Origin of the sequence: Pseudomonas sp. W4I3, assembly GCF_030816195.1 — a bacterium.
In the GTDB taxonomy this organism is placed as follows: Bacteria; Pseudomonadota; Gammaproteobacteria; order Pseudomonadales; family Pseudomonadaceae; genus Aquipseudomonas.
Genome location: NZ_JAUSXS010000001.1, coordinates 5,777,765 through 5,790,585 on the forward strand (window position 1 = coordinate 5,777,765; position 12,821 = coordinate 5,790,585).

The window sequence follows — 12,821 nt, forward strand, 5'->3', positions numbered from 1 at the left end:
GCGGGAGCAAGCTCCCGCGCGGCGACATCCTACCAGTCACCGCTTGTGAGCGGTCAACCGGGCGACCAAGTTACTTGTGGTCTTTGACTTCTTCGAACTCGGCATCGACAGCATCGTCGTGCTTGGCTTCAGGTTCTGCTTGCTGTGCAGCACCTTCGGCCGGCTGGCCTTGCTCGGCGTACATTTTCTGAGCCACTGGCGCGGAAACCTTCGACAGCTCCTCAACCTTGGCTTCGATAGCAGCCTTGTCGTCGCCTTTGATAGCGGCTTCCAGGGCAACTACAGCAGCTTCGATTGCGGTTTTCTCTTCGTCGGTTACCTTGTCGCCCGCATCAGCGACCATTTTGCGCGTGGAGTGAACCAGCGCATCACCCTGGTTACGGGCGCCAGCCAGCTCAGCAAACTTGGCATCCGCATCGGCGTTGGCTTCAGCATCACGAATCATCTGTTGAATTTCTTCATCAGACAGACCGGAGTTGGCCTTGATGGTGATCTTCTGCTCTTTACCGGTAGCCTTGTCTTTCGCACCAACGTGCAGGATACCGTTGGCGTCGATGTCGAAAGTCACTTCAATTTGCGGCACGCCACGAGGTGCTGGTGGAATCTCAGCCAAGTCGAACTTGCCCAGGGACTTGTTCTGCGCAGCTTGCTTACGCTCACCTTGCAGTACGTGAATAGTCACTGCACCCTGGTTGTCATCGGCAGTCGAGAACACCTGAGATTTCTTGGTAGGAATCGTGGTGTTTTTCTCGATCAGCGCGGTCATCACGCCACCCATGGTTTCGATACCCAGGGTCAGCGGGCTGACGTCCAGCAGCAGCACGTCCTTCACGTCACCGGCCAACACCGCACCCTGGATGGCAGCACCCATGGCAACCGCTTCGTCCGGGTTCACGTCTTTACGTGCTTCTTTACCGAAGAACTCGGTTACTTTCTGCTGCACCAGCGGCATACGAGTCTGGCCACCGACCAGAATCACGTCGTTGATGGCGCCAACGTCGATACCCGCGTCTTTCAGTGCGATGCGGCAAGGCTCGATGGTGCGCTGAACCAGGTCTTCAACCAGTGCTTCCAACTTGGCGCGAGAGATCTTCACGTTCAAGTGCTTAGGACCGGTAGCGTCTGCAGTGATGTACGGCAGGTTCACGTCGGTGGACATGCTCGACGACAATTCGATCTTGGCCTTCTCAGCAGCTTCTTTCAGGCGCTGCATTGCCAGCGGGTCACCCTTGAGGTTCATGCCGCTTTCTTTCTTGAATTCGTCAACGAGGTAGTCGATCAGACGAATGTCGAAGTCTTCACCACCCAGGAAGGTGTCGCCGTTGGTAGCCAGCACTTCGAACTGGTGCTCGCCATCCACTTCAGCGATTTCGATGACCGACACGTCGAACGTACCACCACCCAGGTCATAAACGATCACAGTGTGGTCGCCTTTGGCCTTGTCCATACCGTAAGCCAGGGCGGCGGCGGTAGGTTCGTTGATGATACGTTTTACGTCCAGACCCGCGATGCGGCCGGCGTCTTTGGTTGCCTGGCGCTGGCTGTCGTTGAAGTAGGCCGGAACGGTAATCACCGCCTCGGTCACGGTTTCACCGAGGTAGTCTTCGGCAGTCTTCTTCATCTTTTTCAAGACTTCAGCCGAAATCTGCGGTGCAGACATCTTGTTGCCATTTACTTCAACCCAGGCGTCACCGTTGTCAGCCTTGGCGATTTTGTAAGGCACCATCTTGATGTCTTTCTGTACGACTTCTTCGTCGAACTTACGGCCGATCAGACGCTTTACCGCGTACAGAGTGTTGTGCGGGTTGGTAACAGCCTGACGCTTGGCCGACTGGCCCACCAGGATTTCGCCGTCGTTGGCGTATGCGATGATGGACGGCGTGGTACGCGCGCCTTCAGCGTTTTCGATAACTTTGGCCTTGCCGTTTTCCATGACCGAGACACACGAGTTGGTGGTCCCCAGGTCGATACCGATAATTTTGCCCATGATTGACTCTCCCGAAACTTGAATTTGGTTGCCGCAGCAGTTGTGGCTAACTGCGGTAGCACTTAAACGCTTGACTTATAAATGGGGGCCTTGCGGCGGATTTCAAGCCTGCTCATCAATAGAAGGCGAAACGGGTGCAGGAGCCTTGCTCACCACCACCATCGCCGGGCGCAACAGGCGACCATTGAGCAGATAGCCCTTCTGGAACACCTTCAATACGCTGTTAGGCTCAAGGTCGTGACTTTCCTGCATCGCCATCGCCTGATGATGCTCGGCATTGAACGGCTCACCGCCTTGTGGATCGATGGCTTCCAACTGATAACGCTTCAGGGTGTCCTGGAACATTTTCAGGGTCAGTTCGATCCCTTCGCGCATCGGGCGGATGTTTTCATCATCCGGATTGGACAGTTCAAGGCCACGTTCCAGGCTGTCGATAATCGGCAGCAGGTCATTGGCGAATTTCTCCAACGCGAATTTGTGAGCCTTTTCTACGTCCTGCTCGGCACGGCGGCGGACGTTCTGCAGATCGGCGGCAACACGCAACGACTGATCCTGCGCTGCGGCCAATTGCTCTTCCAGCACTTGCACACGAGTACCCAGTTCATCGCCGGCAGCCGAATTGGCGTCTGGCGTTTGCGTATCCTGCGTCTGTTCGTCAGCCATAGATTTCTCCTTTCAAAATCATGCGCGAACTCAACTCGCGCTTCTGTTCCGGTATATGGGGCCACAATTTTCAGGTTCAAGGGCGCAGGCGTTACCAAAAGTCTTTCGTGTCTCCCGGTTGTTTTCCGGCGCTAGATTTCGCATTGCACTAAAAAAAACCGACTTCCAAGCAAATCGAGCTAAGCCGCAGGATTGTCAGCCCGGAACAAAACACTGTATAAATAACCAGACCTAAAGCCTGGGAGCGACCTTCATGCTCGTGCACCTGTCCGTACATAACTACGCCATCGTTGAACATCTGGATCTCGAACTGGATCGCGGCATGAGCGTAATCACAGGCGAGACCGGCGCCGGCAAGTCGATCATGCTCGACGCACTGGGCCTGACACTGGGTGATCGCGCCGACAGCGGCGTGGTGCGCCCCGGTGCCGACAAAGCCGACATCCTGGCCACCTTCGACCTGGGCGACATTCCCGAAGCCGAAACCTGGCTGGCCGAGCGCGACCTCAACAACGAAGGGCCGTGCATTCTGCGCCGGGTGATCACCGCCGAAGGGCGCTCACGTGGCTATATCAACGGCACGCCCTGCCCCCTCGGCGACCTGAAAGCCCTGGGCGAACTGCTGATCGATATCCACAGCCAGCATGAACACCAATCGCTGCTTAAAACCGACACTCATCGCCGCCTGCTCGACGAGTATGCCGGCGCCACCGATCTTGCTCGCCAGGTTCAACTGGCCGCCCAACGCTGGCGCCAGACCCGCCAGGAACTGGAACGCCTTTCCAACTCCGGCGACGAGCAACGCGCTCGCCATCAATTGCTCAGCTATCAACTCGAAGAGCTTGAAAGCCTGGGCCTGGGTGAGACCGAATTGGAGCAGCTTGAGCAGGAACACAAGAACCTGACCAACGCCGAGACGCTGCTGGGTATCTGCCGCCAGGTGGTCGAGCAATGCAGCGAAAGCGATTCGGGCAATGTGCTTAATGCACTGACGGCGAGCCTCAATCGCCTGTCCAGCGTGAATAACGCATCCGGCTCACTGAGTGAAGCCACCACCTTGCTGACCAGTGCACAAATTCAGGTAGAGGAAGCGGTCGGTGAGCTGAACCGCTTTCTGGATCATTTCGACGCCGACCCGGCACGCCTGCAGGAAATAGAAGAGCGACTGGACACCATCTACACCCTGGCGCGCAAACATCGGATCCAGCCAACCGAAGTAGCGGCAATGCAGCAAAAGCTGATGGACGAAATCGAGACCCTGAACGCAAACGACGAGTCCATCGAACGCCTCGGCGAAGAACTCGCCTCCTTTGCTCGCCACTATCAGGAAAAGGCTCGCGAGCTGAGCGACCTTCGCCAGCAGGCTGCTACCCGACTGGCCGGCGCCGTGGAACAGGAAATCCAGCGCCTGGGCATGCCTGGTGGTCGTTTCACCATCCAATTGAATGCCAACACCACCAATGAGCTACAGCCCCATGGACTCGAACAGGTCGAGCTTCTGGTAAGCGCCAACCCGGGGCAACCGCTCAAAGCCCTGGCAAAAGTCGCCTCCGGCGGCGAGCTTTCACGGATCAGTCTGGCAATCCAGGTCATCACCGCACAAACCTCGCGGGTGCCGACACTGGTATTCGATGAGGTGGACGTTGGCATTGGCGGCCCGACTGCCGAGATTGTCGGTCAGTTATTGCGACGCCTGGGGGAGCGTGGCCAAGTACTTACCGTGACCCACTTACCGCAAGTGGCAGCCCAAGGGCATCAGCATTTGTTCGTGCACAAGGTGCGAGGCAGCGACGCGACGCGCACAGCCGTGTCCAAGCTGAACAAGTCGGAGCGCGTGGAAGAAGTGGCGCGGATGCTCGGCGGTATTGATTTGACCAAGGAGTCCCTGGCTCATGCGAAAAAAATGGTCGTCGCCGCAAAGGCTTGAGACGAGCATTTTCCTTCTTATATAAAGCACGAAGGCGACCTTAAGGTCGCCTTCAATCGTTTCGCAGAGCAAATCTGCGACGATTTTTACTTTTTCTTACGGATGTACAGCACCAGATTATGGTCCACCAAATCGAATCCATGCTCCTCGGCAATTTCGTGCTGGAGCTTTTCGATCGCAGGGCTGGTGAACTCGATAACCTCATTGGTATCCAGATCAACCATATGGTCGTGGTGCCCGCCATCGGCCAATTCAAACACTGCATGACCGCCGTCGAAATTATGACGAACCACCAGCCCTGCGGCTTCAAACTGGGTCAGGACACGGTAAACCGTGGCCAGGCCAACGTCTTCATTAGACTCCATCAGCGCCTTGTAAACGTCCTCGGCACTCATGTGGCGCTGCTCGGCAGAATCGAGCATTTGTAGAATCTTGACTCGGGGCAGAGTCACTTTGAGACCGGCTTTGCGTAGTTCGCTATTTTCAACCATGGTTAGCTTTCTCGCGGATGCTGCTTCGCAGCTTCTCTTAATACGGGTATGATCGGCGTTTACGTTGTCCCAGCCAAGATAGTGGAAGTCGCCCACCGATGCAAAACACCAAGCTCTTGCTAACCAGTTTCACCTTTGTGGGACTGCTCGCACTCGCCGGTTGTTCATTCCCCGGGGTTTACAAAATCGACATCCAGCAGGGCAATGTCGTCACGCAGGACATGATAGACCAGTTACGCCCGGGAATGACCCGACGGCAAGTACGGTTTATCATGGGTAACCCCCTGCTGACCGACACTTTCCATGCCGATCGCTGGGATTATCTCTACAGCATCCAGCCTGGCGGCGGTGAGCGCCAGCAGGAGCGCGTCAGCGTCATTTTCAATGGCAATGACCAGCTTGTCAGTCTGTCCGGTGACTTCATGCCTGGCGTAAGCCGCGATGAAGCCCTACTGGGCAAGGACACCGGCACCAGCGTGACCGCCCCTGCGCAGGAAGCCGAGAAGCCGAAATCCGAGGTGCCGGCCAAGCCAGGCTCCTTGCTGGACCAGATCCAGAAAGACGTCGATGGCGTGGAGACCGTGCCCGTCCCGACGCCACAGCCTCTGGACACCAGCCCGCAGTAACAAAGCGACACTCAACAAAAAGCCCGGCATGCCGGGCTTTTTGTTGTCTGGCTGATTTATAAGCCCTGCTGCCTGGCCTTCGCCGCCTTGGCAGCACGTTGCCTGCGCACTTCCTTGGGATCTGCCAGCAACGGCCGGTAGATTTCGATTCGGTCACTGGGCTGCACAACACGCACGTCGGCGTCCGCAACCACCTTACCGAAGATCCCCAAAGGGCATTCCGCCAGCGCCAGCTGCGCAAATTGCTCAGCGATCCCCGACATTCGCACCGCCGCCCTCAGGCTCGTGCCCACCGGAACCGTCACCTGAAGTAAAACCTGGCGATCAATGGCGGCGTGTACCACTTCAATCTCAACCATGCAGTTGCTTGGCTCGCTCACAGAACGCATCCACCAGCGTATTCGCCGCCTGATTGAATAAAGGTCCCAACGTCGCCCGAACAATGGGGCCGGCATAATCGAACGACAGGTCCAGGCTGATCTTGCAGGCCTTGTCCGTCAGCGCCTTGAATACCCATACACCATTGCAACTGGGTGAACGGCCCCTCCTGCAGATTCATCTCGATGGATTTTCCAGGCACCAGCACATTTCGCGTAACAAAGTGCTGGCTAAGCCCACCCTTGGCTACGCCGACGCTGGCAACCATGTGCTCGTCACCGCTCTCCAGCACCTCGGCTGTCGAGCACCACGGCAGGAATTCCGGGTAACGCGCCACGTCGTTGACCAGGTCATAGAGCGCCTGTGCGGGATAGGGCAGCAGGGCCGAACGTTGAATATGCGTCGTCATGTGAGCGTTATTTCCACAGCTGAGCGGGCAAACATCGCGAAAGAACAGCCAGATCCGCGAGAGAAAAAAACCAAAGTACTGCCGGCATTGTCCGGGATTCGTCCAACACGCTCAAGCACGCAGGTTGACCGTAGCCGACACGCTCGCAACTCCCTATAATGCCGCCCCTATGGCTAAACAAAAGAAACACCCCACAGGGACCATCGCGCAAAATAAAAAGGCGCGACACGATTACTTCATCGAACATCGGTTCGAGGCTGGTCTGGTCCTGGCCGGCTGGGAAGTAAAGAGTCTGCGTGCCAGCAAGCTGCAGCTGGTCGACAGCTATGTGCTGCTCAAGGATGGCGAGGCATGGCTGCTTGGCAGTCATATCACCCCGCTGACCACTGCGAGCACCCACGTGATTGCCGACCCGGTGCGCACGCGCAAACTGCTGCTCAATGCCCGCGAGCTGGAAAAACTCGCTGCGGCCGTGCAACAGAAAGGCTACGCGTGCATCTGCTTGTCCTGGTACTGGAGCAAGCACCTGGTCAAGTGCGAGATTGCACTGGGCAAGGGCAAGAAGGAATACGACAAACGCGATACCGAACGCGAGCGCGACTCCAATCGCGAATTGCATCGCGCGGTGCGCAACAAGGGCAAGGAAGAATAACCTTGTGACGCTGCAGCTTCGGGCTACCCGCCCGAGGCTACAGGCCCTTGCGTCGCTCCGCCCGGGCTACGCGCTGAACCTCCTGACGCACCTCCTCCAGCACTTCCTGCACATACAGCAGGTGACGTGTTGAAATCTCCCGCGCCTGCTCGGCCCGCCCTTCAATAATTGCCAGGTACAGGTCGCGATGCTGACTGATCAGCATGTCGCGGGTCTCGCTGCGCTGCTGATACATGCCGCCAATGTTGGTCACCACATTACGCTTGAGCAGATCAAACAGCCCGCGAATGGTATGCAGCAACACGGCGTTATGACTGGCCTCAGCAATGGCCAGGTGAAACCTCGCATCAGCAGCACCCTCCTCTACTCGACTCACCTCATCGGCACGCGCATAGCAATCCTGCAACGCTTCGAAAGCCGCCTTCAGCCGCTCACGATCAACTTCGGTTGCACGTAATGCCGCGTAGTAGGCACAGGAAGCTTCAAGCGTCTGGCGAAACTCCAGCAAGTCCCGCTGCGCCTCAGGATTGTTTTCCAGCAAATGCAACAGAGGGTCGCTAAAGGTCGACCCGAGCGACTCCACGACATAATTGCCTCCGCCCTGACGGCTGACCAACAACCCCTTGGCCGCCAGCTTCTGGATCGCTTCCCGCAACGAAGGGCGCGACACGCCAAATTGCTCAGCCAAAGCGCGCTCGGCCGGCAAACGCTCGCCCGACTTCAACGTGCCCTCAAGGATCATGCCCTCAAGCTGCTCGACAATATCGTCAGACAAACGGCGCTGACGCACCTGATCAAACCCCATAACCCACTCTCCACCATCCCGACCACTCGCCGGGGCCTCTATTCTGGCCTATCGCCGCGCGCGCGGCACCTATCAGAACGCCCTCGATTCAGCCGATCAGAACAATCAACGCCCTGCGTACGACCAAAGTTTCGCAGGCGGCAAATTGACACACCCCTGCCTGGCCTCTTAATCTAGCCCACAGCGACTGTAAATTGGTATTACCAATTACCCAAGCCATACAAACAACAACAATCAGGGGCCACCCCATATGCAAACCTGGCAACAGCTCTACAGCCCTCTCGGCAGTCTCGGCGTATCTGCATTGGCCGCCGTTATCCCCATCGTATTTTTCTTCCTGGCCCTGGCCGTATTCCGCCTCAAGGGGCACGTGGCCGGCAGCATCACCCTCGCGCTGTCGATCCTGGTCGCCATCTTCGCCTTTCAGATGCCGGTAGACATGGCCCTTGCCGCCGCCGGCTATGGCTTTGCCTATGGTTTGTGGCCGATTGCGTGGATCATCGTGGCCGCGGTATTTCTCTACAAGTTGACAGTCAAGAGCGGCCAGTTCGAAATCATCCGCAGCTCGGTCCTGTCGATTACCGACGATCAACGCCTGCAAGTCCTGCTGATCGGTTTCTGCTTCGGCGCCTTCCTCGAAGGTGCGGCCGGTTTCGGTGCGCCCGTGGCCATTACCGCCGCGCTGCTGGTAGGCCTGGGTTTCAACCCGCTCTATGCCGCCGGCCTGTGCCTGATTGCCAACACCGCCCCCGTCGCCTTTGGCGCGCTGGGCATCCCGATCATCGTTGCAGGCCAAGTCACCGGCATCGACGCGTTCAAGATCGGCGCGATGACCGGCCGCCAACTGCCATTGCTGTCGTTGTTCGTGCCCTTCTGGTTGGTGTTCATGATGGACGGCCTGCGCGGCGTTCGCGAAACCTGGCCCGCAGCCCTGGTGGCGGGCTTGAGCTTCGCCGTCACACAGTATTTCACCTCCAACTTCATCGGCCCGGAACTGCCGGACATCACCTCTGCACTGGCCAGCCTGATCGCCCTGACCTTGTTCCTGAAAGTCTGGCAACCCAAGCGCACCGCCGGCGCACAGATTGCCGGCGCCACCTCGAGCACAGCGGTCACCGCCAGCGCTGGCGGCTTCGGCCTGCCACGCAACACCCTTGTTTCGCCGTACAGCCTGGGGCAGATTTTCAAGGCGTGGTCGCCGTTCCTGATCCTCACCGTACTGGTCACCCTCTGGACCCTCAAACCCTTCAAGGCGATGTTCGCCGCCGGCGGCTCGATGTACAGCTGGGTGTTCAACTTCGCGATCCCGCACCTGGACCAACTGGTGATCAAAGTCGCACCGATCGTCACCAACCCCACCGCCATCCCGGCCGTGTTCAAGCTGGACCCGATTTCAGCAACCGGCACCGCGATTTTCTTCTCGGCGCTGATCTCGATGGCAGTTCTGAAGATAGACTTCAAAACTGGTCTTACCACTTTTAAAGAAACCTTTTACGAACTGCGCTGGCCGATCCTGTCCATCGGCATGGTGCTGGCCTTCGCCTTTGTCACCAACTATTCGGGCATGTCGTCCACCATGGCCCTGGTCCTGGCCGGCACCGGCGCTGCCTTCCCCTTCTTCTCGCCTTTCCTCGGCTGGCTTGGGGTTTTTCTGACAGGCTCCGACACTTCGTCCAATGCCCTGTTCAGCTCGTTGCAAGCCACCACCGCACACCAGATCGGCGTCAACGACACCTTGCTGGTCGCGGCAAACACCAGCGGTGGCGTGACCGGCAAAATGATCTCGCCGCAATCCATCGCCGTCGCCTGTGCGGCGACCGGCCTGGTGGGCAAAGAATCCGACCTGTTCCGCTTCACCCTCAAGCACAGCCTGTTTTTTGCCACCCTCGTCGGGCTGATCACCTTGGCGCAAGCGTATTGGTTCACCGGTATGCTGGTGCACTGAGACGCGCACGTAATAGGGTAAGAATCGACGCCGGACAACCATGCCGGCGTCAGCTATTTCTGGAGGACCGATGAGCCTGCCTGCTGGATTCCTGAACGACGTCGCACAACTGATTCCGAAAGATCGTCGTTTTGACGATGCACTTTCCACCCTTGCCTTCGGCACCGACGCCAGCTTTTACCGATTGATCCCACAGTTGGTGATTCGCGTTGAATCGGAAGACGAAGTCGTCACGCTGCTGCAACTGGCCCAGCGCGACCGTGTGTCCGTGACGTTCCGCGCGGCGGGCACCAGTTTGTCCGGCCAAGCCATCAGCGACTCGGTGCTGATCGTGCTCGGTGAGCAGTGGAATGGCCGCGAAATCCGCGGGCAAGGCATGCAGATCCGCCTGCAACCCGGCGTCATCGGCGCCCAGGCCAACGCCTGGCTTGCGCCATACGGGCGCAAGATCGGGCCGGACCCGGCGTCGATCAACGCCTGTAAAATTGGCGGCATCGTCGCTAACAACGCCAGTGGCATGTGCTGCGGCACGGCACAAAATACCTATCACACCCTGGCCGGTATTCGTCTGGTACTGGCCGACGGCAGCCGCCTGGACACCGAAGACTCCGCCAGCGTCCAAGCCTTCCGCCAGTCCCATGGAGCGCTGCTTGAGCGCCTGGCAGCACTGGGCCGCGAGACACGGGCAAACGCCGAGCTGGCTGCAAAGATCCGCCACAAATACCGTCTGAAAAATACCACCGGCCTGTCGCTCAACGCCCTGGTGGATTTTGATGACCCGCTGGATATCCTCAGCCATCTGCTGGTGGGCTCCGAAGGCACGCTGGGTTTTATCAGCGCGGTGACCTACGACACAGTGGTCGATCACCCAAACAAAGCCTCAGCGCTGATCGTGTTCCCGGACGTCGAGACCTGCTGCAACGCGGTGACCGTGCTGAAAACCCAACCGGTCTCGGCGGTCGAGCTGCTGGACCGGCGCAGCCTGCGCTCGGTACAGAACAAGCCGGGCATGCCGGAGTTCGTGCAGCATCTATCGGAAAATGCCTGCGCACTGCTGATCGAATCCCGCGCGGCCTCGTCGTCATTGCTGCATGAGCAGCGTGCACTGATCATGGCCTCCCTGGCCTCTTTCCCCGTGGAGAAACAGGTCGACTTCACCGAAGACCCGCTGGAAAACGCTCGCCTCTGGGCAATCCGCAAGGACACCTTTCCCGCCGTGGGCGCCGTGCGCAAAACCGGTACCACGGTAATCATCGAAGACGTCACTTTCCCGGTCGAGCAGCTGGCGACTGGCGTTAACCGCCTGATCGAACTGTTCGACAAACATCACTACGACGAAGCCATCCTTTTCGGACACGCCCTGGAAGGCAATCTGCACTTCGTGTTCACTCAAGGCTTCAACAGCAGCGCCGAAGTCGCACGCTACCAGGCGTTCATGGACGATGTTGCACACTTGGTGGCGGTTGAGTTCGCAGGGTCGCTGAAAGCCGAACACGGCACTGGCCGCAACATGGCGCCGTTTGTCGAGCTGGAATGGGGCAGTGATGCCTTTCAACTGATGTGGCAGCTCAAGCGCCTGCTGGACCCCAACGGCATCCTCAACCCAGACGTGGTGCTCAGCCATGACCCGCAGATTCACCTCAAGCACCTCAAGCCCCTGCCTGCCGCCGATGAGCTTGTGGATAAGTGCATTGAGTGCGGCTTCTGCGAACCGGTTTGCCCGTCCAAAGGACTGACCTTGAGCCCGCGCCAACGCATTGTGATCTGGCGCGACATCCAGGCTAAAAAACGCGCCGGCGTGGACACCACCGAACTGGAAGCGGCCTATCACTACCAAGGCATCGACACCTGCGCCGCAACCGGCCTGTGCGCCCAACGCTGCCCCGTAGGCATCAATACCGGCGACCTGGTAAAAAAGCTGCGCAGCCGCGACGCCGACCGTACGAAAACCGCCGAATGGCTCGCCACCCATTTCGCCACCGCGTTGCAAGGTGCGCGCTTTACCCTGCATGTCGCCAACGGCGCGCGCATGCTACTGGGAGCGCCACGCCTGGCGAAGTTATCGGCCCGCTTGACCAGGCTGTCCAAGGGACAGGTCCCGCAATGGACCAACGCCATGCCGCAACCGGAAAAAGCCATTCGCTTCAGCCCGGCCGTCAACGACGAGCGACCTCGGGTGGTCTACCTGGCGGCCTGCGTCTCACGCGCCATGGGCCCGGCTGCGGGTGATAAAGAACAAATGTCGCTGTACGACAAAACCCGTGGCCTGCTGGAAAAAGCCGGTTACCAAGTCGTCTTTCCCGACAATCAAGACAACCTGTGCTGCGGCCAGCCCTTCGCCTCCAAAGGCTACGCCGAACAGGCCGAACACAAACGCCAGGAACTGATCGGCGCGCTGCTCCACGCCAGCCGTGGCGGCCTCGACCCGATCTATTGCGACACCAGCCCGTGCACCTTGCGCCTGGTACAAGACCTGGGCGAGACGCGCCTGGACCTCTACGACCCGGTACGCTTTATCCGCACCCATCTTATGGACCGCCTCGACTTCACGCCGCAGGAAGCGCCCATCGCCGTGCACGTCACCTGCAGCACCCAGCACCTGGGCGAAAGCCAAGCGCTGATCGACCTCGCCCGACGCTGCGCCAAGACCGTCGTCATTCCCGAAGGCATTCACTGCTGCGGCTTTGCCGGCGATAAAGGCTTTATCACGCCGGAACTCAACGCCCACTCACTGCGCACCCTCAAGGACGCGGTGCAGCACTGCAGCGAAGGCATTTCCACCAGCCGCACCTGCGAGATCGGCCTGACCCAGCACGGCGGCATCGATTATCACGGGCTGGTGTACCTCGTGGACCGCGTAACCCAGGCCCGCGCCCACTAACCCTGCAAAAAAACCGAACCCTTGCGCGCCGGCGTAGTCATCTGCATAGGCCTCGAC

General features: G+C 58.8%; 10 protein-coding genes and 1 pseudogene. 5 read left to right on the forward strand and 6 right to left on the reverse strand.

Going from position 1 to position 12,821, the window contains the following annotated elements:
- Nucleotides 1-70: 70 nt before the first annotated feature.
- Nucleotides 71-1,987, reverse strand: coding sequence for a molecular chaperone DnaK (gene dnaK, locus QF045_RS26315; RefSeq protein ID WP_306494659.1), 1,917 nt, complete (start codon nucleotides 1,985-1,987; stop codon nucleotides 71-73).
- A 102-nt stretch (nucleotides 1,988-2,089) separates the two neighbouring features.
- Nucleotides 2,090-2,650: a nucleotide exchange factor GrpE gene (gene grpE, locus QF045_RS26320; protein WP_057725007.1), complete on the reverse strand. Its 561-nt coding sequence runs from the start codon at nucleotides 2,648-2,650 to the stop codon at nucleotides 2,090-2,092.
- Nucleotides 2,651-2,903: 253 nt separating this feature from the next.
- Between grpE and recN the strand changes: the two genes are divergently transcribed.
- On the forward strand, nucleotides 2,904-4,577 hold the full coding sequence (recN, locus tag QF045_RS26325; protein WP_306494660.1) for a DNA repair protein RecN: 1,674 nt from the start codon (nucleotides 2,904-2,906) through the stop codon (nucleotides 4,575-4,577).
- A gap of 86 nt (nucleotides 4,578-4,663) precedes the next feature.
- Here the strand turns inward: recN and fur are convergent, their stop codons facing one another.
- Nucleotides 4,664-5,068, reverse strand: coding sequence for a ferric iron uptake transcriptional regulator (gene fur / locus QF045_RS26330; RefSeq protein WP_010562662.1), 405 nt, complete (start codon nucleotides 5,066-5,068; stop codon nucleotides 4,664-4,666).
- A gap of 98 nt (nucleotides 5,069-5,166) precedes the next feature.
- On the opposite strand from fur, the gene QF045_RS26335 reads away from it, so the two are divergent.
- Nucleotides 5,167-5,694, forward strand: a complete 528-nt coding sequence (locus QF045_RS26335) for an outer membrane protein assembly factor BamE (protein ID WP_306494661.1) — start codon at nucleotides 5,167-5,169, stop codon at nucleotides 5,692-5,694.
- Nucleotides 5,695-5,750: 56 nt separating this feature from the next.
- Here the strand turns inward: QF045_RS26335 and QF045_RS26340 are convergent, their stop codons facing one another.
- Together QF045_RS26340 and QF045_RS26345 are read right to left on the reverse strand one after the other, a co-directional pair.
- Nucleotides 5,751-6,053, reverse strand: a complete 303-nt coding sequence (locus QF045_RS26340; RefSeq protein WP_306494662.1) for an RnfH family protein — start codon at nucleotides 6,051-6,053, stop codon at nucleotides 5,751-5,753.
- Nucleotides 6,046-6,481, reverse strand: a pseudogene (locus tag QF045_RS26345) (type II toxin-antitoxin system RatA family toxin). The gene QF045_RS26340 and the pseudogene QF045_RS26345 overlap by 8 nt, the downstream one beginning before the upstream one ends.
- A 169-nt stretch (nucleotides 6,482-6,650) precedes the next feature.
- Here QF045_RS26345 and smpB point away from each other — a divergent pair.
- Complete coding sequence (gene smpB / locus QF045_RS26350) at nucleotides 6,651-7,133, forward strand: SsrA-binding protein SmpB (protein ID WP_003176160.1); 483 nt, start codon at nucleotides 6,651-6,653, stop codon at nucleotides 7,131-7,133.
- A gap of 37 nt (nucleotides 7,134-7,170) precedes the next feature.
- Here smpB and QF045_RS26355 read toward each other — a convergent pair whose 3' ends face one another.
- Nucleotides 7,171-7,938 (reverse strand): FCD domain-containing protein, encoded by a 768-nt coding sequence (locus QF045_RS26355; RefSeq protein ID WP_306494663.1) that lies wholly within the window; start codon nucleotides 7,936-7,938, stop codon nucleotides 7,171-7,173.
- 250 nt (nucleotides 7,939-8,188) lie between these two features.
- On the opposite strand from QF045_RS26355, the gene QF045_RS26360 reads away from it, so the two are divergent.
- Together QF045_RS26360 and QF045_RS26365 are read left to right on the forward strand one after the other, a co-directional pair.
- The gene (locus QF045_RS26360; RefSeq protein ID WP_306494664.1) at nucleotides 8,189-9,883 is read left to right on the forward strand and encodes a lactate permease LctP family transporter; all 1,695 of its coding nucleotides are present in this window, start codon (nucleotides 8,189-8,191) and stop codon (nucleotides 9,881-9,883) included.
- 70 nt (nucleotides 9,884-9,953) lie between these two features.
- Nucleotides 9,954-12,764 (forward strand): FAD-binding and (Fe-S)-binding domain-containing protein, encoded by a 2,811-nt coding sequence (locus QF045_RS26365; RefSeq protein ID WP_306494665.1) that lies wholly within the window; start codon nucleotides 9,954-9,956, stop codon nucleotides 12,762-12,764.
- The last annotated feature ends 57 nt before the right edge of the window (nucleotides 12,765-12,821 follow it).